The following is a 24,500-nucleotide window of genomic DNA, read 5'->3' on the forward strand; positions in this document are numbered from 1 at the left end:
TGTCTCCTTTCTCCACCGGCTAAGTTCAATATATCACGAAAGGCAGGGACTGCGCCCTGCCTTTTTGTAACACGAATTTCTCTATTCTATTTTCAAATATTTGTACCTAACTTTCCCTTTCAGACGGGAAAGTTATTTTACAATTGAGGTAATTTCAAGGGTTTCACGGGAATTTATTGTGAAATTTTTACCAATATGAAAAAGCGGTACCCCAAATAGGAGTACCACCTTTCTTCTATTTTTTGTCTAATCTAATCTCTTTATTCCCTTTCGTCAGACCAATTGACTCAAGGGAGTAGCTCGTAGTTTGTACAATCCAGATAATTGACACCATTGCAACCGGCATCAAACCAAAATGCCACACAAAATCTCCCAAGATACAAACAAGCAGTAATACCATACATGTCATTTGTACGCTTCGGTACGATTTATATGCTGATTTGTATATATTAATTTTTTCTGCTTCATCACAGCTTTCTTCCCATTTTTTTGCAAACTTCATATCAAAGACGCTTCCTCGTTTTTCAGGATTTATCTCCTTTGTAAAATTAACAATTTTCTGCTGTGCAATAGAACCGACTGCCTCGGCAACAATAAAACTGATAAACCAGCTAAGAAGCCAATCCCGGACATCTCTTTAAATGAAATTGTATAAGCACCTGCCGCTAAAAAGAAAAATGGTATACTAATTAAAAATGAGGAAAGCCATAAAGCATAGCTTAAATACACCTCAATCTGATTCAAATCCTCCTCTTTTTCGCCGTCCCATCCCTTGTATAGCTCCCGGCATTTTTTATATAAAAGAACAACCGGAATAAGAATTGCCACAGTAAGAACAAAATTGGCTGCGGGCGAAATCACCGCTAAAAATCCTATGATTGCATTTGCTATCGCATCCGCCGCGCCTTCCCCTAAAAGGTTAATTGCAACACCTATCACTCCTCCTGCTAACATAGACAAAATTAATATAACAACAAATTTTCGAAATACTTTTTTATCTTCCGCTTTTATTTGTTTTACATTTTCACTTTTCATACTTCTTCCTCCTCATAATGAAATATGTCTTCTACCGAAACCTCAAACACCTTTGCAATTTTTAATGCCAGTGTGACCGACGGCGAGTAATCTCCTCTTTCTATCTGGCTGATGGTCTGTCTGGATACGCCGACCATTTTTCCCATTTCATATTGGTTTACATTTATCTTTGCCCGGTAATCTTTTAGGCGGTTATATAACGGCACAAAATCGCCTCCTTTTTTGTTGACAACTTTTCTTGTCATTCTCTATATCTTTATCATAACAGTGACAACTTTAGTTGTCAATATAAATTTATTTATTTTAAAAAAAGTCTGTTCATAGCTTACAAAATGTGTCTGCAAATGTCAAAAAAGCAATTTTTGACTTTATATTTTAGTTAACACTTTCCTAATTAATGCGATTTTAATTAACACTTTCTTTGTTGACATACTTCGACTTAAACTATATCATAATAAATGGAAATATAAATATGGATAAATTTTGAAGGAGTAAGTTATGTTAAAATTTTTTAAGAGTATCAAAATTTCGCAGAAGTTGACCGCAATCAGCGTGTTAAGTGCTGCAATTATCGTTCTTGTTGCCGGTGTGAGCTTAGCTCATTTGGACAAGATCAATAATAACAGTAAGAAGATTTATGAAAATAGTCTGTTAAGACTAGAGTACATATATACGCTTCAAAGTGACAGCTTTAAAGAGAAGCTGGATTTAGAGCATCTTCTAAACGTTGCCTTTAAAGAAGACATGGAACATATGGCGGAAGAATTGCAAACGATTGCAGAAAATGCAGAGACATTATTTGCCGCTTATGAGCAAATTCCGTTTGACAGCGAGCAGGAAAAAGCTGATTTTGAAAATTTCAAAGCACTTTTCCCTGAATACAGGGCTTCCATTGATAAAATTGTCGAGCTTGTAAGAGGCGGAGATTATACGGGTGCCACGGAAGAATTTAAGAACAATTATCAGACACTCAGAACCCCAATCCGCGAGGGGCTTGCCGCACTTGTTGAGCAGGGGGAGGTGTCCGCTAAAGAAGTATACGATGAGAGCAACGCTATTTACACCAATTCTTTTATATTTATGACTGCTATTTGCGTGGCGAGCTTTATCATTATTATTTTAGTTAACACTGTTTTTGTTCTCTGGCTTCGCAAAAGAATGCAGAGCGTTGTCGAATTTGCAGTCAGCTTAAAACATGGCGATTTGACACAGAGAATCAAAAATACCAACAACGATGAGTTGGGTGAAGTTATTGTATCCTTAAACGAAGCCTCCGACAACATGGAAGAGGTGATCAATGAAATCACCTTAGGCAGTCAGGATATGAGTGCTTCCAGTGAGGAATTAACCGCAATCATGGAAGAAATCTCAGCAACCATGGCAGTCGTAAATCAGGCAACAAAGGAAATTTCCGACGGAACAGCTGAGCTGAGCGCTTCAACAGAGGAAGTAAGTGCCACCGTTGCACAGATTGGAGAATTTTCAGAGTCGTTATATAACAAAGCATTGGCATCTGACAAAGCTTCCATTGAAATTAAGGAGAGAGCTGCCGACGTAAGAAGAAAGGCAGAAGAATCTACCACTATTGCAAACAAGCTGTACAGTGAAAATGAAGTAAATATAAGAAACTCAATGGAAGAAATTCGAATTGTTGATGAAATTACAAGAATCGCAGATAACATCGGACAGATTTCAAGCCAGACTAATCTGCTTGCACTGAATGCTTCCATCGAAGCAGCAAGAGCAGGTGAAGCTGGCAAGGGCTTTAGTGTTGTTGCTGACGAGGTAAGAAAGCTGGCTGAGGAAACCGGCACAGCCGTTGAGGATATAAGAGTTATCATCACCAACACACATGCTGCAATCCAGAATCTAATCCAGAATACAAACAAGGTTATGGCCTTTATCGCAGAAAATGTGCAGCCGGATTACGAAATGTTAAAGAATATCGGAAGCCAGTATCAGGCTGATGCTGAATACTTAAGCCAGATATCACAAGAAATCACCTCATCCGCGGACATCATTACAAACAGCGTGGAAGAGGTAAATAAGGCAATCGCAGAAGTAGCCTCCACCACAGAGCAGTCTGCTTTCCGCTCAGGAGAAATTCTTAATAATGTTACTCAGACAACTGAGCGAACAGAAGAAGTATCCAAGGAATCGCAGCACACCTCTGAGCTTGCTCAGAAGTTAGCCGAATTGACTACTAAATTTACCGTGTAATAGCAGGTATTTCCTAGTATATAAAAAAACCAAGCTCTCATTTATAGAGAACTTGGTTTTTTTATATGTCTTAACTCTATGATATAAAACAACTTGATAAATATGATATATTTACTTATAATATTTATATAAATGAAAGGAAGTGATACTATGTCATCTATAGCTACAACAACTATCGCCAAAGAAAAAAATGAAAATTTTTCAGAAAAAGCTTCTTTTGACGCGCTATATCATGAGTTGGAAAAGGGTATTCAAAGCATGAAAAATGGTGACGTATACACAATTGAGGAAGCATGGGAGGAAATCGATAAGATTTAAACTAGCATATGGAGAAACCTAAAAAATACAAAATTGTTCTTTCAAAGGATGCTCTTCAAGATATTCGCGATATAAAAAAATATATTTTAAAACTTTTCAATATAGAGAATACGCTGAAAATTTTTCTTAAAAAATAAAAAAAGCTGTCAAAGAGTTAGATCCACTTGCAGAAGGATTTGAGAAAACCGGCTTTATAATTGAAGGATATCCCATCTATTTTAAACCACATAGTACATACTTAATTTTTTTCGTAGTCGATGATAATACCATTACCATTATTAGAGTTTTAAAAGACCGAATGTACTGGCAATCAATCATTAGTAGAATGAAAAAAATAAATAGTTAACATTTCTTTTTTCAATTACTCTACATCGTTTCTAATTTTTCCACAAACTGCTCATAAGTCATCTTACCTAATGCAAATTCCATCATTTCCAAATACATTTTTTCGCCTTTAGTATATGGTCTGTTAATACAAATATCCAGCAATTTCATCTCATTTTCTACAGGGCTTAGCACATTATGTCTCTTTGAAAATGCCTCATAATAACGTATACCAAATTTTCTTTGTGAAACCGCATTCATGTGAATTCCGTCCGGATTGGATGTTAACCCTTCTGCTGTTACGAAATAACTATTTTGCTGTTCCAAAGCAAATCTTTGTAATTCCTGATTTACCAATTTGTATTCTATACAGTTCAATCCAAAACCTGATTTTCCCAAGAAATCACCCAAACCACCACTAATGAATGGAACTTCCGGTACATTCAGTTCTTTTCGCAATGTCTCCACAATTACATGTAATTTTTCATAATATGTCTGATAGCCTCCACCATAGCTATCGTTCTCCCCTTGATGCCATAAAATTCCGATAAGCTCGCTATCCTGCATCGCAAATTTTGCCTGACTGACTGCATGTTTAAAAAATGTTTTATCTACAGCCCAATCATCCAGTGAACTTCCACCTTCTGCACAAGGAATCAAACCAATCTTATCTTCTTCATTTTCCATACACCACATTGCGGCAAAAGAACCTGCAAGTCCAACACCTGAGACAGGTCTATCATAGTTAATCGGCTCTGTCATCATTTGCCACCTACCATTACGAAGCATTTGAATTCTCTCGTTACAAATCATTGGTACTTCATCTATAAAGCCACGACCAGCCATATTTGACTGTCCAATCATTAAAACTGATTTCATTGTATTTCTCCTGACTTATATTGCTTAAACTTCCTAATATTAAAATCAATTAAAGATCAAATGCTCTGCTTCCCCCAGTCTTTCATAAAACTGTGTATAAAAGTCTTCGTTTTCCGCATATGGCTTCACATAAAACAGATTCAGCAAAAGCATATTCATATTTCGAATCTTAGTCTCATCCTGGGACTGTTTTATCTCGTCCTCCGCCGTATTCAAAAAATAGTGCCACTTCGTGACAAACTCCTCATAGCGTTTCAAATCCGGTATATCCAGCCACTTGTTCACCTTTATCTTTGTCCTGTTCTGCTTTGCACACTCATTTATCTGTAAAAAGTAACGAAAGCTCCCGTTTTCATAATACCTTCCGAGCGGAAAAAGCCTGCATATACCCGGGCGGCTTGGATGTATCGTACACCTTTCATCACTGCCTAGAAAGGTACATGCTTGTGCTTCCCCCGACATCTTCAGATTCGGCAAAATAATTCCATCCACCACCTGCAGTTCCACATGCTCCGCCAGCAGCTCTTCAAAGCTTTTCTTCAAATACGTCCGAAGACGGTGAACATCCAATGTATCCAAAATAATGGAGCCTCCCATGTCGTGGCAGCAGACAGAACAGCCCTTACAGCCGTTGCAATCCGCTTTCACCATGTCATTCGCGCCATATAGCTTCCCATCCGATATTTCCTCTAAGCTGACATTTCGTTTCATACTTTTCTCTTGTCTCCCTAAACTTCTATTCCTCTGCCATCTTTATCTGCCGCTTGGAATTCATTCTTAAAAATGTTAAAAGCGCACCGAGCACACTGATTGCCCCCGCCGCAATATACACAATCCTCATTCCAAACAAGAAGGCATCGTTTCTTCCCGGTATATAGTCCGTCACATGGTAACCGACCTTATAGCTCATCATACTATATAAAAGCGTTGTTGCCAATGCAATTCCGCACACCATTCCCACATTTCTGACAAGCGCATTGATACTTCCGGCTATTCCAAGCTTATCTCTTTCAACGGTTGACATAATGAGTGAATTGTTTGGTGACTGAAACAGTCCCATTCCTACGGACATCGCCCCGATGAATACTATCATGCTGATCACGCCGGAGCTTTCATGAAGGGTTGACATAAGAAATAGTCCCACGCTTGTAAAGAGCAGTCCGAAAAAGGTTAATATTTCGGAGCCTATTTTATCCGATAATTGTCCGCTAAGTGGCGCCACAACAGTTAAAATCAAAGGGTAAACCATAAGCATCAAACCGGCATGCTGCGGAGTGTAATTCATCACATCCTGCAAATAAAACGGAAGTATGATATTGTTACAGAACATCGCCACAAAGCTTACAAAACCACAAAATATACTGAGTGTAAACAGCTTGTTTTCAAACATTTTAAGCTGCACCAACGGGTTTGCACGTCTTTTCTCCACCAGGATAAAAGCGATAAAGGAGACAACCGCAACCGCAAAAGCTGCCAAAATAGCAGGGTTTGTAAATCCTACCGCAAGTCCTTCATTCAGTGCCACAAACAACGGCACAATGGCAAGAATAAAGAGTAATGCACCTGCCATATCCATTTTTTCCTTGGAAACTGTTTGATTTTTCGGCAACAGCTTAAGTGCTCCGATTACTGCTACAATTCCGATTGGAACATTAATAATAAAAATAAACTCCCAGTTGGCAGCCCCTACTATAAGTCCGCCAAGCCCCGGTCCCACAAGGCCTCCGAGTGCTACCGCGGTTCCTACAAAACCAAGTGCCTTTCCTCTTTCATTTGGAGGAAACACTTCGGTAATAATTCCTTGATTGTTTGCCATCGTGCCAGCCGCACCGATTGCCTGAATCACTCTTGCCGCAATCAGCACAGGGTAACTGCCGGACAGACCGCACAGCAGGGAGCCAACCGTAAATACAATCACTCCAAGAATAAACATTTTTATTTTTCCGAACATATCACCCAGCTTGCCAAAAATCAAAACCGTTCCCGCTATTACAATCAAATAGCTTGTTGCCACGAATTGTATACTTGATGTCGTCACCCCAAGCGCAGTCGCCATACTAGGCAGCGCCACATTTACAATGCTGCCGTCCAGCGTCGACATAAATGTTGCGATGATAACGATAATTAATACTGACCATTTGTTAACTTTCTTTGTCTCTTTCATTCTAAAACCTTCCTTATGTGTTTAAATCAAGTGTCTTGTTAAAAATTTTATTCAAGGTTCTCTCTGTAATTCTTCTCTCTTCCTCGGTTAAATCCTCCGTGAGCAAATCTACCATAATGGCAATTTCTTTCCTTATACCCGGAATAATGCTTCTTGCCTTATCTGTCAAATATAACTTATAGGCTCTGCTGTCTCTTTCATCGCTCTGCCGCACTACATAGCCAAGCTCCATGAGTTTTGCAATAGTTCGCGTTGACATTGCCTTATCATTTCCAATCTTCTCACTCAGCCTGTTTTGGCATATGCCTTCACTTTTTTCCAAAATAAATAAATAGCGAAAAGATCCGCTGCTTAAATCAAACTTCTTCAAAGCCCTGTCGAGATAGCCCTGTGTATTTCGATATATTTTTGCATTTAACATAATAAAGTTCGTAGGTTCCGTTTGCATGATACACCACCTTTTTATTAATCATTACTTATAGCATTACCAAAATGCTGCATGATATATATTATACGTTTTAAGTTGATAAGTCAACCGTTTTTATAAAAAAGCGGACGAGTTCGCATCTCTCATCCATGAGGGACTTGGCTGCTTTTTTGCGCCGAATGCAGTCACGCAGTGACATCTTCCACTTGCATTCGTGCGCATTATAGTTTTTGATATCATAGGAAATTCGAAGAACTTTCCTATGATATCAAAAAGCCGGCAAACCCAGTTGCCTGAGTCTGCCGACCTTTTTTTATTTATGCTTTGCATCTATGGAGTTTTTATTCAATGGCGATGTAGTTCTTCTTTTCCTCAATTCCCTGTATCTCTTTTGGAATTGCAAGGCGAAGAATTCCGTCCTTAAACTCTGCTTTGATATCCTCCTGCTTTACGCCGTTTCCGACATAGAAACTTCTCTTGCAGCTTCCCACAAAACGTTCTCTTCGGATAAAATTGCCTTCGTCATCCTTCTCATCTTTGTTTTCGTTGCGATTAGCCGTTATAGTCAGATAGCCATCCTTCAGCTCAGCCTGTATATTCTCTTTGGCATAACCGGGCAATTCCATATCGATAAGATAATTGCCTTCCTTTTCCTGCACATCTGTCTTCATCATCTGAGAACGCTCAAACCAAGACGGTGATGTAAAAAACGGGTCCTTAAACATTTCATCAAATAAATTATTCACTCTGTTTGCCAGTAACATAGGTCATACCTCCTTATAAAATATCTATGTTATGTTTGTTCTATTTGTTATATATATAATATAACACTGTTTTTGAATTTGTCAATAGACTTTTTTAAATTTTTTATAAAATGATAACGGTTCCGCCATGTCATTCATAATGTGTCCAAATATACAATTTGAACAGGTATATTACTAATTGATGGGCACATTATAAATTGCACTTTCTCGTACAAACGTTTATACTATAGCATATCAGAAGGAAATCAAACACACGCGAAATAATAAGGAGAACAACATGCTTCACGGAAACGGAACAGATATCATAAAAATAGACCATCTCAAGCCCTTCTTGGACAAATTAGATGATCCCTTTATTCAAAAAACCTATACACAAAAAGAGCTTGCCCTTATCACATCCCGTCCAATTCCTCTTAACACCTTGGCGACACGCTTTGCCGGAAAGGAAGCTGTCTTTAAATGTTTGGGGGTGGACGGAAACGCTGTACTTCTAAACGAAATTGAAATTCTGGAAAATGAAATTGGCCAGCCAACTGTCACCCTTCATGGAAGGGCAAAACATCTGGCTGACCAAATGGGTATCACTACTATTTGCATTTCGCTTTCGTATGACACAGACTATGCCATCGCATTTGCGGTTGCTGAAAGAAATTAAAGTGTAACAAAGCGGACAAGTCCACATCCCTTACTCATGAAGGACTTGGCCTCTCTCTCTTATTTACACGGTATCGGTTTCTTCGGGCAGCGCGGCTTAACCGCACCGGCTTTTACGATTGCGTCCTCGTCGCAGGCTTCCAGACAGGCACCGCACTGTGTACATTCATCCTGATCAATGACGTGAATAAACTTCTTTTTGCCAAGTATCGCATCGTCTTCGCACTCGTCCACACACTCGTTGCAGCCGGTGCACATATCTGCCAGAATATGATAGGTGACATATTTAGCACAGACACCTGCCTTACAGCTTTTCTTGGTGATGTGTTCCTCAATCTCTTCGCCAAAGCTGTCCATTGCGCTTTGGATTGTGCCGGCGATTGCCGAGCCAACCTCACAGAGGGACTGCATCTTCATCTCTTGACATAAATCAAGCAGAAGCTCCAAATCTGACTGTTTTCCCTTTTTGAGGGTAATATCGGTCAGTATCATCTGAATCTGTGTCACGCCCTCATGTCCGAACACGCATCTGCCACAGCTTTCCTTTCCAAAACGGTCCGCAATTTTTAAAATAATATCCAGCACACAATCCGTCTCATCGATAATTTGAATATAGTCTGTCATGAGTATGATTTCTTCATCCAGCTTACTTTGATTTATAACAAGTCCCATCGGGTAGCCAAAGAACATTCCTTTGAACTTTCCCTTGCTTTCACAGACATTTAGAATCTCTCTCGGAGTCGTTTTCTTATTAAATTCCTGTATCCCGGTTTTCTTGGCTTTTCCGCCGACAAAGACTTTTTTCTTTTCCGCTCCCAGCAGTTCTTCCACCGACACAATTGCTGTCTGGTCTGACTCCTCCGAATTGGAGCGTGAAGGAATAGGCTTTTCGCCCTCCAGCACTTTTAAAAGTGCTGAATGGTTTGTGTAGGTGAAGCCTGCACCCTTCTTTGCCTCTATCACTGTGATTCCTTTTACCTCAACTCCTGCCGCCTGATTTTTCGGCACAACAAGATAATGTTTTGAGGCAGGATTTTTTAATATTTCTTTGCTGATTTGCTCTAAATTTTCCTTCAACATACTAGGAGAAATTGGAGCTTCTTCGTAAATCGGCATAGCATTACAAACAAATATTTCTTTCATTCTCTTCTCCTCCTAATATTCATTCCAAAGTTTTGGTCTTGTAAGGTTCAATCGCAAATCGCATTGTAAACAACGGCTTGCCTCGCAGGAAGCTTGCTCGCACGTAAATGTCTTTTCCACCGCAACAAAGCTTTCTTTTCGCACCGCAGCATCCAAGAGAACCGGATAGGAGCGCTCCAAATCTCCAAAACCTTCTGTTCTGCCGATAAAAGGATTTGCTTCTTCTCTTTCCAAAAGCTCCTCTGAGATATTGCCGTCTCCTCCAAGGTAACGGTCCATCTCCTCGGCTGCCTGACGTCCTGCAGCAATGGCAGATATGACGGATTTCGTTCCTGTCACCACATCGCCGGCGGCAAACACGCCTTCCATACTTGCGGCAAGTTTGTCATCTACCTTGATATAAGGTCCGTGGGTCAGTTCTACCTCAAAGCTTTCCGTTCCTTCCGGTCTTTGTCCTACTGCAAAAATAACATTGTCGACAGGCACAATTTCCTTTGTTCCTTCCACCAGTTCAATAACTGCTTTGCGGTTTTCATCAAAATAGAATTTGTCTACCTTTTGAAGCTCTACGCCTTCCACCTTTCCTTCTCCTACGATGCGGAGGAAGGAGTGAGCGGAATGCAGAAGGATTCCTTCTTCCCTGCCCTCTTCAATTTCGTCCTCTGTCGCTGTCATCGTCTTCTCATTCTCTAAGCAGGCGATATGGACTTCTTTCGCGCCAAGGCGAAGTGCTGTTCTGGCACAATCATATGCCACATTTCCGCCTCCTAATACCATAACCTTCTCTCCCAAGGTCTGTGCTGCATTCATGCGGGCCTTTTTCAAAAATTCTGCATTTACCACAACTCCCGCAAGATTGTTTCCTTCCAGGGGAAGAACCGTGCCCTGATGCGTTCCGGTAGAAATTAAAACAGTATCATAGCCCTGTGATAAAAGAACCTTCGGCGGCTCTGCCTTGGTGTTTAAGTTCAGCTTGATGCCAACTTCTAAAATATCATTGATTTCACGGTCCAGCACCTCGTCAGGAAGTCGATAAGACGGAATTCCGTAGCGGCATTGTCCGCCTGCTTTTTCATTTGCCTCAAAAACAGTTACCTCATGCCCCTTCTTCGCCAGATAGTAAGCCGCAGTGAGCCCTGCAGGTCCCGCACCGATTACAGCAGCCTTCTTTCCTGTAGAAGCAGCTACCTTTCTCTTTTCCTTCCAGTTATCCGGGTGGCTTGCCGCTGCTGCTCGTTTTAGCTTGCAGATGGAAAGTGGTTTGCCCAACTCGTTTCGTTTACAGGCATCCTCACATATGTGGTTACAAATACAGCCAAGTGTCTCCGGGAAAGGAAGCTTCTCGCGTATAACCGCCGTCGCCTTGTCATATTCCCCTTCCTTTATGTAACGAAGGTATCTCGGAATATCCGTATGAGCCGGACACGCAGTTTTACAAGGAACAATGCTCTCCGCATAAGACATTTCTTCTTTTATAAGTCCAAAGGCATCCATGATGGAGCCGGTCGGACAGACTTCAATACAGGCACCGCAGAATTTACAGCCAGCCTCTTTCAATGATACATTTCCGTCTGTTCCGATTCGCACCATTCCATCCTCAGTCTTTTGAAAATCCAGTACCTTGACACCGCGAAGCTCACGACAGGCGCGCACACAGCGTCCGCAACGGATACATCTGGTAAATAGATGCTTAATGAGCGGATTGCTCTCGTCTGTTGCAACCGTCCTTGTTTTCTTTTTCCAGCGCTCCGGTCCGACACCCATATACTGGTACATGGACTGAAGCTCGCATTTTCCGTATTTCGGGCAGCCCGTACAGTCCGCCGGATGGGTTGCAAGAATAAGCTCCATCGCCATTTTTCTTGTCTTTTCCGCTTTCGGACCATTTATTGTGATGTTCATTCCTTCCTCAACCTGTGTTTTACAGGAAGGAACTGCTCCATCGACTCCCTCTATCTCAACTGAGCAAAGACGGCAGCCGCCCACCGCTTCAAGCTCAGGGTGCTTGCAAAGGTGAGGAATATACATACCGGCATCCAACGCTGCCTCTAAGACAGACGTTCCCTCTTTTGCCTCAATCTCTTTCTTGTCTATTGTAATCTTCATGTTTACCTCCATATGACTACCACTGTCCGGTAGTATGCGAAGGACTGTAATAAACCAAGACCTTCGTCCTCTTCTGTCTATTACAGTCCTTGCTTTTTTATCTATCCTTTAATTAAAATTCAACTGCTTCCTCTGCTGCGTTCTCTCCTGCAATTCTTCCGCTGTTTAAGCAAAAGCCCATTGTATTTCCGGAAAGAATGAACGGATAGCTGTCACCGAAGATGTTGCACGCATCGGTTCCGACACAGTAAAGACCCGGAATTACCTTTGCCTCTTGATTCATAACCTGTGTCTTGTGGTTAATCAATACACCGCCCAAGGAACCATAGGCACCTACGTTCTGACGACAGCAGTAGAACGGTCCTTTTTCAATGTTCTGCATATAAGCACGGTCTTTTTCAAAGAGTTCATCAAAGCCTGCATCGCACATATCGTTGTATTCCTCAACCTGTTTTACTAAGCCTTCCACATCAATACCCGCTTTTTCTGCCAGCTCCTCAATTGTGTCTGCCTGACAAATCGGCTCATAGCCCTCTGCCAAATCTTTTTCCCACTGCTCGTCAAAGTGATCAAACAGGTCGTGAGGATGTACATGGGATACGATGTCCGGTCCTCTTTTCTTATATTTCTTCAACAGCTTGCTGTCAAAAATAGCATAGGCAACACTGCCTGGCTGTGCTGTAATTGCATTTCCCGTAAATGTGGTATTTGCAATCTGATCCTCCGGCATAAAACGGTCACCGTTTCTGTTGACCCAAAGACTAGGCTGGCGGAACGCTCCGTCCAAAATAAAGTGGTTCATGTTGTCCGGAAGCTGATACATAAGCTCCATTGTACATTCGGTACGACCTGCGCCTGCTTCCCAAGCCATGTTGATACCGTCACCCTTCATTCCCGGAATTGCGAAATTGAAGATAGTTTTGCCGAACTCATAACCTGTCTGCTCCTGAATCATTTTTGGATTATCGCCAAAGCCGCCTGTTGCAAGAATAACAGATTTTGCTCTTGCCTCGATTTCCTCGCCGTCCTTGTCTTTTGCAAGCACACCAACTGCTTTTCCATCTTCCATAATAATTTTGTTAACCGGTGTCTCCATCAAAAATTCAACACCGAGCTCTCTTGCTTTTTCTGTCATTTTCTTTGTCATTGCAGTTGCACAGCGAGGTCCCGGCGCTCCGCCGCCCTCAGGCTTTACAACATGCCATGTAAATTCACCATCGGAATATGCTCTCGTTGCCTCCGGAGCACTAAATGCTCTCTGCACGCCTGCGAATTCCACACCCATATCCATAAGCCATTCAATGGTATCACCTGATTTGAAATAATAATCACGCACCATACGTGCATCCACACGGTAATGCGTATAATACATATGCTTTCTGAAAGCCTCTCCCGGCGTCAGTGCAACCATATGCTCTCTCTGAATTGGTGAGCCCACCCCCAGTGGTCCCATTCCCATATTCGCTGCTCCGCCTGTCGTGTTGGATTTCTCAAATACAGTTACTTTTGCCCCATTTTCTGCCGCTGCGATACATGCTGCAAGACCGGACAAACCGGCTGCTACAACAATAACATCAGTCGTAATACTCTTCATTTGAAATACCTCCATTATTTATTTTGTTAAATTATTAACGTCCTTCTACCTACTATTATAGCGTTATAACTGATACCCCGTCCAATAGTTATTAGGAGTATCAGTTATAACTAAAAGTTATTACTCTGTCTTATATTGTTTTAAATTGTAATTCCTTATATTTGATAAGCTTCTCATTTACAACGACACGATTTTCAGGGTTTCTGAAAAAACCTCCTTGGGTATGTGCAATTTCCTCCAAATGCTTTGCTCTGCCCTCCACCGTATTTCTGTCACGGCTTAGTCCGTCCTCCTGAATCACAAATTTCCACTTTTTATCCGCTGTCTGCTCGAGTGTTCCGCCCGCACCACACACCTGACATTCAATCGGAAAATGAAGCCCATCCCACTGTACCTCACCGAGAATCAGTGCATTGGAATGACAGTTTGGGCACCACCCCATATCCTCATCGCCAAGCCATTTTCGCTCTTCAACCGGTGTGTTTACCGCTGTCATAATATTTTCTCCGACTTTTCTAGCGCGCTCTATCATCTCATCATGTAGAAGACACTGTGCAGGAGCGGGTACTCTCGTCGCCAGATACATATCAACCACCTTCATATCAGTGGTAAACATAGCCGCCTGCATTGACTCAAGCGCCATAGACTGCCAAGAACGGGTGGAGCCTCCCACTGCAATAAGAGCACTTACTCTATCCTTATGCTCAATCGCCCCTATCGTCTCAAGAAAGGCCGTCTCGTAGCTTAAGCTTCTCTGAGCAAATTTAGTAAAGGTAGAACAGGCCATCAAATCATATGTAGGTGATGAAAAAATAACCGCATCTGCATCCAGCATAACCTCCATCAGCTTCTTTTTATCGTCCTTGTCATCCAGCACACAGCCGACATTTTTTCCCTGAGACATTCCGATTGTGCAGGAGGTACACCCCGTACAGTCAAACACCTCATAATCTCTTAAATTCACCATCGTGACATCGCCGCCTGCCTCCTGACAATAAAGCAATGCCTCCTTTAATAAAATTTCACTGTTACTGTTTTTTCTTCCTGCGCTTACTCCCAAAATTTTTGCTGCCATACATTTTCTCCTTTTCTTTTTCTGTAAAGTTTAGTACAATTATCGAAAGGGAACTCCCATGCTTCTTTTTAGAAAAAAAATTGTAAAACCCCTGAAAATTTCGCATGTTGCTCCGACCTTGTTAAAATAATAACATTTTTTATTTCATAAACCATCCATCAACTATCCTATCTTTTGTGGATTTCATCTTAATTTTTCCGACATTTGTCGCAAGGACTGGGAGGACATTATGGCATACTTGGAAAACATCATTCAGCGAATTGAAACTACCTTTCAGGTGCATGTGCATGGAAATACATCGGATAACCGTCAGATTGAAAATGTGCAGTATCTCATCGCCAAAAATGAGGAGCTGCCCGCATTTCAGCCTGAGACCTTATACATCGGCAACTATCAGGATTTCCACCAGTACAGCTTAGAAGGCTGCATCCTCCTTCTCAACTGCCGCATAAGCAGCGGAAATGAGAACGGGCTCTACATTTATCAGGCACTTGACCCATTTTTAGTCTGTAACTGTATCCAAGAGGAACTGTTTCAAAGCCACAAAATTCAGCTAAAAAAAGAAGAAATGTTTCAGGTTCTTCAAGCCGGCTACGGCATACAGAGTATTCTCGATACGGCAAGAATCTATCTCGAAAACCCGATTACGCTCTGTACAACAAGCTTTTCTGTGCTGGCGGTGAGCCCAAAGCGTTTTAGTGACGATAAATTTGACTCTTATAACAACAAGTTATATTTGCGAAAAAGCTTTGTCCAGAATATGAAGGAAAAACAGGTGCTTCACCATATTTTTTCCTCCTCTTCACCGCTCATTGCCACCTTCGAAGATTCCCCAGGCGTGGAATACCTCTTTTGCAGCGTGCACATCAACCATGCAGCGGTAGGATATCTGTGCCTGAACTCCTCACTTCGTCCGTTTCAAAAGGAGGATGCCTTCTTTGTCATGGATCTTGCAAAAATGATTTCCATCGAAATGCAGAAGGACGACTTCTTTAACGAGAAATCAGGGTTAAAATACGAATATTTTCTGACGGATTTGGTCGAACAGAACTTTTTAAGCCTTGATTTTGCAACAAATAGGCTCGCCCAGCTTGGATATAACGTTTACCAATATTTCTGGGTGCTTGGCTTTACCTTCACAGGAAGCTCCAACAACCGGATGAATTCAAACTACTACATTGACCAGCTTCTGGGGATTTTTAAGCACAGCATGGTATTTTTTTACAAGGGAAACCTAATTTTGCTGCTGACGAGCAAATACCAAAATCCATATAAGAAGGTGGACAAGCAAAAACTCTTTCACTTTTTGCAATTTAACCAGATGTATGCCGCTATCAGCTTTCGGTATGAAAATCTGCTGGACACCCACCGCTACTATCATCAGGTAGCCTTTCTGCTTCGAAGCCCGCACGGCAGGATTGAGGAGCGAATGTTCAGTTACGAAGATAATTATCTGAGCCACCTTTTGGACAGTGCCCAGAATGTTGTCGCCGCCGAAACGCTGTTACATCCGGATATCCGGTTTTTAAGCCAGTATGACCGCGATAATCATACCGAATATATAGAAACCCTCCGAGCCTACTTTCAAAATAATCGAAATGCCCTACAGGCTTCTAAACAGCTTCATATACACAAGAGTACATTTTTTTACCGCATGGGAAAAATTGAGGATTTGACCGATTTTGATATGGAAAATACAAGACTTCTCTTTTCCTACGAATTTTCTTTTTATCTGTTGGATTATATGGAAACTCATTAAAATAGAAAAAAGATAACATTTCTGAAAGGAGATTTTATGTACCGAATTACATTTCAGCAAATACACTATTTTTTAGCCCTCGCCAAGACGCTCAATTTCACGGAAGCAGCAAAATCCTTGTATATTTCCCAACCTGCTCTAAGCAAGCAGATGCTTGTGCTGGAAAATGAGCTCGGTTTTTCTTTGTTAAAGAGAAATAAAAGAAATGTAGAACTGACACCGGAAGGCGAATCGCTTTATCGAGACTGGTCCATGCTTGAAAATATGATGAACTCATCGATTTACAATGCCAAGCTGCTAAAGCGAAAGACGGTCGGCAAGCTCTCCATCGGCTGTACGGACACCTTTTCTGTCGATGAGATGCTGTCTAAGGTTCTTTACAATTACCAGAGCCACTATCCAAACATTGATATCGACCTCGGAAGCTTTGGCTTTCGCACCCTGCGTGATCAGTTTAACAATCGGGATTTGGACGTGATTTTTGTCCCGGAATTTGAACTTGAAAGTTATAAGGACGTTAACAGCTTCCTGTTTCAAAAAGTAGAACTTTGCATCGCTGTTCCTTCCTCGCACCCTCTGAGCAAACGCGACCATGTGACCGTCACGGATTTGAAAGACCAGCCTCTTATTACGATTTCCCCGAAGGAATCCGTTGTCGGCGTGAGCAAAATAAAAAATATTTGCAAAGCACATGGCTTTGAGGCAAATATCGTAAAATATGTATCCAACTTAAATTCTCTTTTGCTCGGTGTAAAAAATGGTATTGGAATTACGATTTGTGACAATAAGGTGAGAGACCCTAAGATAAAGACCTTCAACCTCGACAAACAGCCCGATGACTCGAATATCTACGTGCTCTGGAAAACCGGGCTTGAGCACGCGGAGCTTGAGCTGTTTCTCGATGAATTGAGGGAGATGTTGGATTTTGATGAGGGGGAGGATTAACTCCTGCTCCTCACCATCCTCCGATAAACAATAGTCAATGACAGACCTATTACCGCCAACGCTGCCGCCGCCAAAAATGCCTTATCATAGCTGCCGCTCGAGGAATAGAGACGGCCCATAAGCATCGGACCAAAGATACCTGCCAGCGCAAAGCCGATAAACATATAGCCATAGTTTACACTGTTATGTCTTGCTCCAAACTGGTCCGCGGTAAAGCCGGGAAATACTCCCATAAAGGAACCGAAGCACATGCCGATCATTGCAATTGCCGCATAAAACAGCACAGTACTTCCCTCTTCTGCCCGGTAAAGGCATAAAAAGCCTGCAAAGGACATACAAAACGATAGCGTCAGTGTCTGAATGCGTCCAATCTTATCCGACAAATATCCTGCTCCGACACGTCCTGCAGCATTAAATAACGCCAGCACGGATATCGCCGTAGTTGCGGCTGTCGCGGACATTCCGATCATATTCTGGGCGATGGGCGATACTTGTGAAATACACATAAGTCCGCCGAAGGCACCGCACATCAGCATTGCTATCATGCAGTAGAACACAGGACTTTGAAGCATTTCCTTCCAATTCTTATCCGCTCTTTTGCTCTCGTTTTTCACTTCTCTTTTTTCCACGAAGCCATCCGGCTCAAAGCCGTCCGGACATTTCTCTATCAAGGCAGAACCCACACATATAATAACGAGGAAGGCTGCACCCAGTATAAAAAATGCGGTTGTGACACCTGTGCTTTTGATGATGTGATTTGCAATGGGCGGTATGATGACAGAGCTTAGTCCGTACGTTGCTGTGGTAAGTCCTCCGATGAGTCCTCTCTTATCCGGGAAAAACTTAACCGAATTGCTGATGGTACAGCCGTATACCATTCCCATTCCAAGCCCCTCCAGTATGCCATAGCTCACGACAAGAAACATAACGCTGCTCGCAAAACCGGACAGTATCATTCCTCCGCCAAACATCAGTCCGCCAAGGAATATAACCCTTCTCGTACCAAGTCTGTCGTTTAGCCAGCCCCCCGATATCATCGTGATTGGTCCTACCCCGTTTGCAACTGTAAATACAATAGCGAGGCTGGCACTCGTGAGTGCCCAGCCGTTTCGCTCATTCAAATATTGTGCCAGCGGGTTTGCAAATACGCTCCACGCATAAAGCGAGCCAATACACAGGTTAATCAGACAGCTCGCTGTCAAAATCAGCCATCTTCTTTTTGTAAATTTTTTATTTTCGGACATATTTTCTTTATCAAAAGCCTTTAAAAACAGGGATACCTGTATATTTCTTAGCTTTTTCCTTTCCTTCCAGCACGCGGATTGCCCCGCTTGCCATCGCCTCCATCTCAAACTCTCCCGGATATGCCGTCACCTTGGCGATAAAATCACAGCTTTCCGTTATCATGCTTACAAGTCCCTTGTTGTACACCATGCCGCCGCCGAGCAAGATACCGTCAACCTTTCCCTGCAAAGCACATGCCATCGCGCCGATTGATTTGATAATTTGATAAATCATCGCCTCCCATACAAGCTTTGCATAAGGCTCGCCCGCTTCTGCTCTCTGACTGATTTCCAACGCATCCGATGTTTGAAGATGATCCACAAGACCTCCGCTTTTCGTGCATTTTGCAAGCATTTCCTTTTCCGAATATTTTCCGGAATAGCAGAGACGAATCAATGGTGCTGCCGGAATTGCTCCCGCACGAGTCGGCGCCATCGGTCCTTCTCCCTCCACAATATCCGTTCCGTCTACCATTTTTCCTTTTTTATGTGCTGTTACGGAAATTCCGCCTCCGATATGGCACACGACAAAATTACAGTCCTCATACTTTTTCCCTATCGTTTCAGCATGGCGGATAGCCGTCTCCTTCTGGTTCAAAGAGTGGATGTGGCTTGTTCTTGTAATTTCTTTTATTCCTGTGATGCGAGCAATATCCTCGTATTCATCCACATCAGGCGGATTCACAATAAAGCAGCGTCCGCCGTATTCTCGCTTAAATTCCTCGGCAAGCTGACTTCCAAGCTGTGCCGGGTGCTGCACTCCGTTTGCCCCAACCCTTGCGTGTTCAATCAAGAGCTCATCCGCCTCATAGGTGCCTCCCTCCAGCGGAAGAAGTCCTCCTCCGCGTCCGACGAAAGCATCTACTTTATCAAGGCTTATGTTATTTTCTTTCAGCAGTGCAAGTATTGTCTCTTTGCGGTAAGGCATTTGATCTGAGATAGTCACAAACTCTCCAAGCTTTGCTGCATCATGGCTTACATTGGCAGAATAAATTACCTTATCATTTTCAAACAATGCAATTTTTGTTGAAGTTGAGCCTGGGTTAATGGCAAAAATTTTATAATCTTTCATCTACTTTCCTCCCTGTGCGCGCACGGCGGATATCGCGATATTGCCCACCAATTCGGAAACAGGTGCACTTCTTGAACAATCACATACAACCTTTTTAAAGCCCTGTAAAACAGGTCCATAAGCATCTGCATGAGCAAACTGCTGTAACAGCTTGACACCGATGTTTCCTACGTTTAAATCAGGCCATATAATGATGTTTGCTTTTCCTGCCACTTCACTCTCTCTTGTCACCTTCTTGGCGGCAATCGGCGGGCAGATAGCTGCATCAAGCTGAAATTCACCGTCAATTTTTAAGTCCGGTCTTTGTTTATTTGCTATTTCCTTGGCACTTCTAACCTTGTCTACAAGCTCATGCTCGGCGCTTCCGGTCGTTGAAAAGGATACAAGCGCACAGCGAGGCTCCCAGCCAAGCAAGGCACTCGTTGTATCGCAGGCAGAAATCGCAATGCTTGCCAAATCTTCTGCAGAAGGATTTGCACAAACAGCGCTGTCGCCGATGACAAGAAGCTCTCCCTCCGGTCCATCATAGCCCGGTATATTGGCAATTCCAACACTGGACACCGTCGTTACTCCATCGCAGAGCCCGACTATCATCTGCCCTGCCATAATCACATCTCCTGTCGTGTGGGACAGCCCGGCGAAGGTCGCATCGACCTCACCAAGTGCCTCCAGCATAAGTGCCACATAGAGGGAATCCTTTGCCTTTCGCTTCATTGATTTTTCGCTGTACATTGGATTTTCTTCAACGTATTTTATAATAACCTTCTCTAATCTTTCCTCATCCTCGCAGTCCCACAAATCAATTTCGGATACGTTGATGCCATACTGCTTTGCACTCTCTTCCAATACACTTTTCTTTCCGACGAAAAGAGGTTTGCAGATTCCTTTTTCCTTGGCTTCCTTTGCTGCCAATAATATTTTTTCTTCTTCTATTTCAGAAAAGGCGACTACAACCTGTTTTGCTCTTGCCTTCTCAAAAATACTGTCCATTATATTCATACTGTCACCTACCTATCGGTATACATAGTCTCCTGCCTGATATTTTGGAGGAATAACCGGTATCTGCAAGAAGGATTCATATTTTCCTCCTGTGTGCACCACATGATTCCCCTTGTTGTCCGTTTCCCATGAAAGCGGCTCAAACCAACCTTCACGGATATATCTGCCGGCAACCTGTATTCTAATTTTCTGTCCCTTGTGCCAGATTTTACTGGAAGGAACAATTGCGATATCAACCGGAACAATTTCACCCGGACTTAACTTTTCTTCTTTTAAATGTGACTGTACCGGCTCATAATCAGTGGAAAGCTTCTCATCGAGCGCACGGTGGGAAACTCTCATTTTTCCCCATGTACCCGGATGCGGCTCGCCTAATATGTAGGTTGGAAGCCAGTTGCCGTCCTTGTCTGCCTTCTGGATATTGATGAAGATATCCATATCGTCATGTCCCTCTGCCTCAACAAAGAGTCTGAGCTTCATATAGCCTGTGATTTCCGTATCTTCCTCAAATGCCATATCAAAGTTTACTACGCCTTCATTCGCATCGTAGCTTACCTTTGTTTCTGTCTCAACAGGCATATCCTGCATTGTCATATTCTTTGCATCAAGATAAAGCTTCTTGTACTGGGTTCTTGCCAGTGGAAATTCTTTTTCCGGGCGGTTTGTCTGATAATCACAGTCAAATGCGTCCATAACCTCAATACGATATCTAGGAGTCATTTCCCAGCCATTGTTGATGTTTCTCAAATAGCGGTCAAAAAATCTCTTTAAGTCCTCTATGTTGTTTGGATTGTACATATCCGGCCACTCCTGCTCTCTGTGCGCTCTCATCCACTTTCTTGTGGAACGGATTTTACGGAAGGCATTGAAAGAGCCTCTTAAATGGAAATGGCTGTAAGAAGCACAAGTATAGGTCGGTACCTTAATTTTCTTAAAGTCGGGTATCTTATCTTCCCAATATGCATTCATCAGCGGATATTTTCGTCCCATTGCTACCTGATCGTCGATTTTGTTCGGTCCGGTCAAGGAAGCCACGATAAATTCGTTAAAGGTTAATGCCGGAATTCCGCCCTCATAAATAGATTCTCGGTAAATGTCCGTTGTAGCCTCCCAAGGAGCGATACAAGCCAGATGCGGAGGCTGCTGTGCCGCGATACGAAACTGCGTCATTGCCACGCAGGAGTTCCCTCCCATGCCGACTCTTCCGTTGCACCAATGCTGGCTCGCTACCCATTCAATGAAGTCATAGCCATCCTTGGCATCCTGTGTTCCGAACATATTGATATCACCCTCGGAATGTCCCGTTCCTCTTGGGTCCACATTTGCGATGGCATATCCGTGGCGGCACCAATAGCCAGGGTCAGGCGATTCAAATTTGGACATGGTGGAAATCGTTCCAGGCGGTACTCCCATAACCTGCCACTCGCTCATTCCGTCTCCCGGACGTTTTCCGTAGTAGCTCCATGATACGATGCAGGGAATATTTGTCTCACCCTCAGGACGATAAATGTCCACATATATCTTGGTTCCGTCCCTCAAAACAACAGGAACGTCCTGCTCGCAAAGAATACCATCTTCGTTTACATAAGCGCGCTGATTGAATTTTGCACAAAAACCATGTGCGGTTGCTGCAATTCCCTCCATTTTGGATAAATCTAAGCCATCCTCCGGGTCTACCGGAACTCTTGCCTGGCGATAAAGTGTTTCCACCTCTTCACCGTTGAATACTTCTTTTTTAGAAAATAACTGCGGTTGTTCCATGCTGCTCCTCCTTCTCCATTTTGGTAACTGTTTTGTACTGAAATTTAGCCTTCCACAAGCTGTACGATATAGTCTGCTGCCTCTTTAACGGTCGCCTTTCGCTTAAAGTCCATAAACGGAATTTCCACGTCAAACTCGTCCTCCAATGCTGTTGTAAGCTGAGAGTAATTTACAGATTTCATATTCAATGCTTCAAAAGAGGTATTCTCTGTGTAGTCACCCTCTCCTAAAATAACAGTTAGTCTCTCTTTGATTTGTTCCACTACTTCTTCTCTTAACTCCATAATCGCTCCTATCTGCCTTACGGCTTTGAAATACTTCTTGTTCTTTGTACCATTAGTATATATAATATAATTATTGAATTCATTGGGCTTGTTCACAAAGTAGCCGAGAAATCAACAGATTGATTTGTGCAAACGCACAAAGAGGAGGAGACAAATGGAGTTATTTTCAATCAAAGAATATTTAAACTCAGACGAGATACAAACCTTCGGGAATTCGGATGCCACGATAGATATCCGCACGATTAAGCTTCTGACCAAGGATCAGACAAGATTTCACAAAAACATCCTGTATCTGGGACCTACCGAGCTGCTGCCTGATGCCAATCTATCTCTTGACTCCACAATCCTTTGCTATGGAAAGTCTCCTGACCCTTCGGTATACCAAGGCTCGAAGCTTCGTATTTTATATATGGAAAATGAGTTTGACTGTGCCAAAATGTTCAACGACATCTCTGATCGTTTACAGGATATTCAGAAGATCAATACCGCACTTCACCTTTTAATCAATGCTTTTTTCACGGAGCAGGGTCTTCAATATCTGACCGACGTTGCCCATGAGGTATTCGGAAATCCGCTTTTTGTTGTGGATACAAGGCATAAATATCTTGCCATGTCCGCAGGAACGATAGCCGACACGACCTTTGCCTCAGAGGAAAATAGAATTGGATATATTAACGCAGAGGGGCTTGCGTATTTGAAAAAGAACCGGATTGACGAGAGAATCCGGGAACAGAATGCGCCCATTTATTTTGTAAACCCACTTCACAACAAGGGCATGATGGTGGACGCTATCACGATTAACAATATCGAAGTGGGACATGTTATGCTCTATGAGCAGGACCGTCCTTTTGGAGAGTTTGACAGTATTTTGCTTCACCGTACCAGCCGAATCATCTCGATGGAGCTTCAAAAAGACAGCTTTATCCGGGCAAATAAAGGTTTTATGTATTCCTACTTTTTGGCAGAGCTTCTCGACAATCCGCTCAGCAACTATTCCACAGTTGCCGAAAGGCTTGAGACAATCGGCTATGATTTAAAGGAGGACCAATACATTTTGGTGATCCCTGCACAGAGTTATCGGGATACCTCAACAAAGTTAGACATCATTGTGGAACAGCTTCGCTACATTCTGCCTCACAGTATTTATGTCATTTATGAGAATTCCATCGTCTTTTTAATCAGCCGAAACCGTAAGGAAGGCATCACGGAACACGAGCAAAGCCAACTGACGCAGTTTCTGACAACAAATGAACTGACAGCGGGAATGAGTAATTTTTTCGGGGATTTGAGAGATGCCAGACGCTTTTACAAGCAGGCAGTAAAGTCTATTGATATGAGCAAAAAAATGAACCGGCAAGGGCCGATTCACTATTATTCTGATTATTATTTATATCATATTTTTGAAATGTGTGAGCAGGAGGAAGAAATCCGCTTTTTCATCCACCCGGGTATGATGAGGCTTCTCCAATACGATGAGACGCACGGAACTGATTTTTTGACGACTCTGTACGAGTATCTGGAATCGCCCGGACAGCCGACACAGATTGCAAAACGCCTCCATATTCACAAAAATACACTCCTGTACCGCATGGATAAAATCCGCAGCATCATGGACTGTAAAATTGAGACTGGCGATGAGTTTATGTCCTTTGGTCTGTCATATAAAATTATGCAGTATTTAAAGCTCGTGTAGG

Annotated in this window: 21 protein-coding genes and 1 pseudogene; 6 read left to right on the plus strand and 16 right to left on the minus strand. The window is 42.6% G+C overall.

The genetic code is table 11. The annotated features are described in order from the left end of the window. Positions 1-235 precede the first annotated feature (235 nt). Both CTY48_RS20075 and CTY48_RS03495 read right to left on the minus strand, forming a co-directional pair. Positions 236-1,035 (minus strand): annotated as a pseudogene (locus CTY48_RS20075) (DUF3169 family protein). Further along, the gene (locus CTY48_RS03495) at positions 1,032-1,241 is read right to left on the minus strand and encodes a helix-turn-helix transcriptional regulator (protein ID WP_099467127.1); all 210 of its coding nucleotides are present in this window, start codon (positions 1,239-1,241) and stop codon (positions 1,032-1,034) included. Before CTY48_RS03495 ends, CTY48_RS20075 begins: the two are co-directional and overlap by 4 nt. A gap of 292 nt (positions 1,242-1,533) precedes the next feature. On the opposite strand from CTY48_RS03495, the gene CTY48_RS03500 reads away from it, so the two are divergent. Both CTY48_RS03500 and CTY48_RS19550 read left to right on the plus strand, forming a co-directional pair. Further along, complete coding sequence (locus CTY48_RS03500; RefSeq protein WP_099467128.1) at positions 1,534-3,255, plus strand: methyl-accepting chemotaxis protein; 1,722 nt, start codon at positions 1,534-1,536, stop codon at positions 3,253-3,255. A gap of 150 nt (positions 3,256-3,405) precedes the next feature. Beyond that, a complete protein-coding gene (locus CTY48_RS19550; protein ID WP_180272626.1) occupies positions 3,406-3,573 on the plus strand; it encodes a hypothetical protein in 168 nt (55 codons plus the stop codon). Between the two features lie 366 nt (positions 3,574-3,939). Here the strand turns inward: CTY48_RS19550 and CTY48_RS03510 are convergent, their stop codons facing one another. From CTY48_RS03510 to CTY48_RS03530, 5 genes are all read right to left on the minus strand, one after another. Next, the gene (locus CTY48_RS03510) at positions 3,940-4,776 is read right to left on the minus strand and encodes a sialate O-acetylesterase (RefSeq protein ID WP_099467129.1); all 837 of its coding nucleotides are present in this window, start codon (positions 4,774-4,776) and stop codon (positions 3,940-3,942) included. 45 nt (positions 4,777-4,821) lie between these two features. Continuing rightward, complete coding sequence (locus CTY48_RS03515; protein ID WP_099467130.1) at positions 4,822-5,487, minus strand: YkgJ family cysteine cluster protein; 666 nt, start codon at positions 5,485-5,487, stop codon at positions 4,822-4,824. A gap of 25 nt (positions 5,488-5,512) precedes the next feature. Next, entirely contained in the window at positions 5,513-6,940 is a 1,428-nt protein-coding gene (locus CTY48_RS03520) for an MFS transporter (protein ID WP_099467131.1), read from the minus strand. 13 nt (positions 6,941-6,953) lie between these two features. Continuing rightward, a complete protein-coding gene (locus CTY48_RS03525; RefSeq protein ID WP_099467132.1) occupies positions 6,954-7,388 on the minus strand; it encodes a MarR family winged helix-turn-helix transcriptional regulator in 435 nt (144 codons plus the stop codon). A 320-nt stretch (positions 7,389-7,708) separates the two neighbouring features. Then, complete coding sequence (locus CTY48_RS03530; RefSeq protein WP_099467133.1) at positions 7,709-8,131, minus strand: Hsp20/alpha crystallin family protein; 423 nt, start codon at positions 8,129-8,131, stop codon at positions 7,709-7,711. Between the two features lie 277 nt (positions 8,132-8,408). On the opposite strand from CTY48_RS03530, the gene acpS reads away from it, so the two are divergent. Next, positions 8,409-8,786, plus strand: coding sequence for a holo-ACP synthase (acpS, locus tag CTY48_RS03535; RefSeq protein WP_099467134.1), 378 nt, complete (start codon positions 8,409-8,411; stop codon positions 8,784-8,786). 59 nt (positions 8,787-8,845) lie between these two features. Here acpS and CTY48_RS19815 read toward each other — a convergent pair whose 3' ends face one another. The 4 genes from CTY48_RS19815 to CTY48_RS03555 form a co-directional block, all read right to left on the minus strand. Then, a complete protein-coding gene (locus tag CTY48_RS19815) occupies positions 8,846-9,928 on the minus strand; it encodes an NADH-ubiquinone oxidoreductase-F iron-sulfur binding region domain-containing protein (protein ID WP_099467135.1) in 1,083 nt (360 codons plus the stop codon). Positions 9,929-9,940: 12 nt separating this feature from the next. Beyond that, the gene (locus CTY48_RS03545; protein WP_099467136.1) at positions 9,941-12,034 is read right to left on the minus strand and encodes an FAD-dependent oxidoreductase; all 2,094 of its coding nucleotides are present in this window, start codon (positions 12,032-12,034) and stop codon (positions 9,941-9,943) included. Between the two features lie 112 nt (positions 12,035-12,146). Further along, a complete protein-coding gene (locus CTY48_RS03550) occupies positions 12,147-13,628 on the minus strand; it encodes an FAD-dependent oxidoreductase (protein ID WP_099467137.1) in 1,482 nt (493 codons plus the stop codon). Between the two features lie 130 nt (positions 13,629-13,758). Continuing rightward, positions 13,759-14,703, minus strand: a complete 945-nt coding sequence (locus tag CTY48_RS03555; RefSeq protein WP_099467138.1) for a flavodoxin family protein — start codon at positions 14,701-14,703, stop codon at positions 13,759-13,761. A gap of 229 nt (positions 14,704-14,932) precedes the next feature. On the opposite strand from CTY48_RS03555, the gene CTY48_RS03560 reads away from it, so the two are divergent. Further along, on the plus strand, positions 14,933-16,462 hold the full coding sequence (locus CTY48_RS03560; protein ID WP_099467139.1) for a PucR family transcriptional regulator: 1,530 nt from the start codon (positions 14,933-14,935) through the stop codon (positions 16,460-16,462). A 36-nt stretch (positions 16,463-16,498) separates the two neighbouring features. Then, the gene (locus tag CTY48_RS03565; RefSeq protein ID WP_099467140.1) at positions 16,499-17,407 is read left to right on the plus strand and encodes a LysR family transcriptional regulator; all 909 of its coding nucleotides are present in this window, start codon (positions 16,499-16,501) and stop codon (positions 17,405-17,407) included. On the opposite strand, the gene CTY48_RS03570 is transcribed toward CTY48_RS03565, so the two are convergent. The 5 genes from CTY48_RS03570 to CTY48_RS03590 are packed head-to-tail and all read right to left on the minus strand — an operon-like array spanning position 17,404 to position 22,806. Further along, complete coding sequence (locus CTY48_RS03570; RefSeq protein ID WP_099467141.1) at positions 17,404-18,651, minus strand: L-lactate MFS transporter; 1,248 nt, start codon at positions 18,649-18,651, stop codon at positions 17,404-17,406. The two genes, CTY48_RS03565 and CTY48_RS03570, sit on opposite strands and share 4 nt — an antisense overlap. A 10-nt stretch (positions 18,652-18,661) precedes the next feature. Then, positions 18,662-19,762 carry a butyrate kinase gene (buk, locus tag CTY48_RS03575; protein ID WP_099467142.1) on the minus strand — a complete coding sequence of 367 codons (1,101 nt, stop codon included), beginning with the start codon at positions 19,760-19,762 and terminating at the stop codon, positions 18,662-18,664. Beyond that, entirely contained in the window at positions 19,763-20,761 is a 999-nt protein-coding gene (locus CTY48_RS03580) for a phosphate acyltransferase (protein WP_099467143.1), read from the minus strand. A gap of 12 nt (positions 20,762-20,773) precedes the next feature. Continuing rightward, on the minus strand, positions 20,774-22,522 hold the full coding sequence (locus tag CTY48_RS03585) for a CocE/NonD family hydrolase (protein WP_099467144.1): 1,749 nt from the start codon (positions 22,520-22,522) through the stop codon (positions 20,774-20,776). A 44-nt stretch (positions 22,523-22,566) separates the two neighbouring features. Further along, on the minus strand, positions 22,567-22,806 hold the full coding sequence (locus tag CTY48_RS03590) for an acyl carrier protein (RefSeq protein WP_099467145.1): 240 nt from the start codon (positions 22,804-22,806) through the stop codon (positions 22,567-22,569). A gap of 154 nt (positions 22,807-22,960) precedes the next feature. Here CTY48_RS03590 and CTY48_RS03595 point away from each other — a divergent pair, with 154 nt between their 5' ends. Then, a complete protein-coding gene (locus CTY48_RS03595) occupies positions 22,961-24,499 on the plus strand; it encodes a PucR family transcriptional regulator (protein ID WP_099467146.1) in 1,539 nt (512 codons plus the stop codon). Position 24,500 lies beyond the last annotated feature (1 nt).

This window comes from Konateibacter massiliensis (genome assembly GCF_900184995.1).
Taxonomy (GTDB): Bacteria; Bacillota; Clostridia; order Lachnospirales; family Lachnospiraceae; genus Lachnotalea; species Lachnotalea massiliensis.

What these genes read in the sequence shown, in the direction of transcription:
- CTY48_RS03500 (WP_099467128.1), top strand. Translation starts at nt 1,534, where the DNA reads ATGTTAAAATTTTTTAAGAGTATCAAAATTTCGCAGAAGTTGACCGCA.
- CTY48_RS19550 (WP_180272626.1), top strand. Translation starts at nt 3,406, where the DNA reads ATGTCATCTATAGCTACAACAACTATCGCCAAAGAAAAAAATGAAAAT.
- CTY48_RS03510 (WP_099467129.1), bottom strand. Translation starts at nt 4,776, where the DNA reads ATGAAATCAGTTTTAATGATTGGACAGTCAAATATGGCTGGTCGTGGC.
- CTY48_RS03515 (WP_099467130.1), bottom strand. Translation starts at nt 5,487, where the DNA reads ATGAAACGAAATGTCAGCTTAGAGGAAATATCGGATGGGAAGCTATAT.
- CTY48_RS03520 (WP_099467131.1), bottom strand. Translation starts at nt 6,940, where the DNA reads ATGAAAGAGACAAAGAAAGTTAACAAATGGTCAGTATTAATTATCGTT.
- CTY48_RS03525 (WP_099467132.1), bottom strand. Translation starts at nt 7,388, where the DNA reads ATGCAAACGGAACCTACGAACTTTATTATGTTAAATGCAAAAATATAT.
- CTY48_RS03530 (WP_099467133.1), bottom strand. Translation starts at nt 8,131, where the DNA reads ATGTTACTGGCAAACAGAGTGAATAATTTATTTGATGAAATGTTTAAG.
- acpS (WP_099467134.1), top strand. Translation starts at nt 8,409, where the DNA reads ATGCTTCACGGAAACGGAACAGATATCATAAAAATAGACCATCTCAAG.
- CTY48_RS19815 (WP_099467135.1), bottom strand. Translation starts at nt 9,928, where the DNA reads ATGAAAGAAATATTTGTTTGTAATGCTATGCCGATTTACGAAGAAGCT.
- CTY48_RS03545 (WP_099467136.1), bottom strand. Translation starts at nt 12,034, where the DNA reads ATGAAGATTACAATAGACAAGAAAGAGATTGAGGCAAAAGAGGGAACG.
- CTY48_RS03550 (WP_099467137.1), bottom strand. Translation starts at nt 13,628, where the DNA reads ATGAAGAGTATTACGACTGATGTTATTGTTGTAGCAGCCGGTTTGTCC.
- CTY48_RS03555 (WP_099467138.1), bottom strand. Translation starts at nt 14,703, where the DNA reads ATGGCAGCAAAAATTTTGGGAGTAAGCGCAGGAAGAAAAAACAGTAAC.
- CTY48_RS03560 (WP_099467139.1), top strand. Translation starts at nt 14,933, where the DNA reads ATGGCATACTTGGAAAACATCATTCAGCGAATTGAAACTACCTTTCAG.
- CTY48_RS03565 (WP_099467140.1), top strand. Translation starts at nt 16,499, where the DNA reads ATGTACCGAATTACATTTCAGCAAATACACTATTTTTTAGCCCTCGCC.
- CTY48_RS03570 (WP_099467141.1), bottom strand. Translation starts at nt 18,651, where the DNA reads ATGTCCGAAAATAAAAAATTTACAAAAAGAAGATGGCTGATTTTGACA.
- buk (WP_099467142.1), bottom strand. Translation starts at nt 19,762, where the DNA reads ATGAAAGATTATAAAATTTTTGCCATTAACCCAGGCTCAACTTCAACA.
- CTY48_RS03580 (WP_099467143.1), bottom strand. Translation starts at nt 20,761, where the DNA reads ATGAATATAATGGACAGTATTTTTGAGAAGGCAAGAGCAAAACAGGTT.
- CTY48_RS03585 (WP_099467144.1), bottom strand. Translation starts at nt 22,522, where the DNA reads ATGGAACAACCGCAGTTATTTTCTAAAAAAGAAGTATTCAACGGTGAA.
- CTY48_RS03590 (WP_099467145.1), bottom strand. Translation starts at nt 22,806, where the DNA reads ATGGAGTTAAGAGAAGAAGTAGTGGAACAAATCAAAGAGAGACTAACT.
- CTY48_RS03595 (WP_099467146.1), top strand. Translation starts at nt 22,961, where the DNA reads ATGGAGTTATTTTCAATCAAAGAATATTTAAACTCAGACGAGATACAA.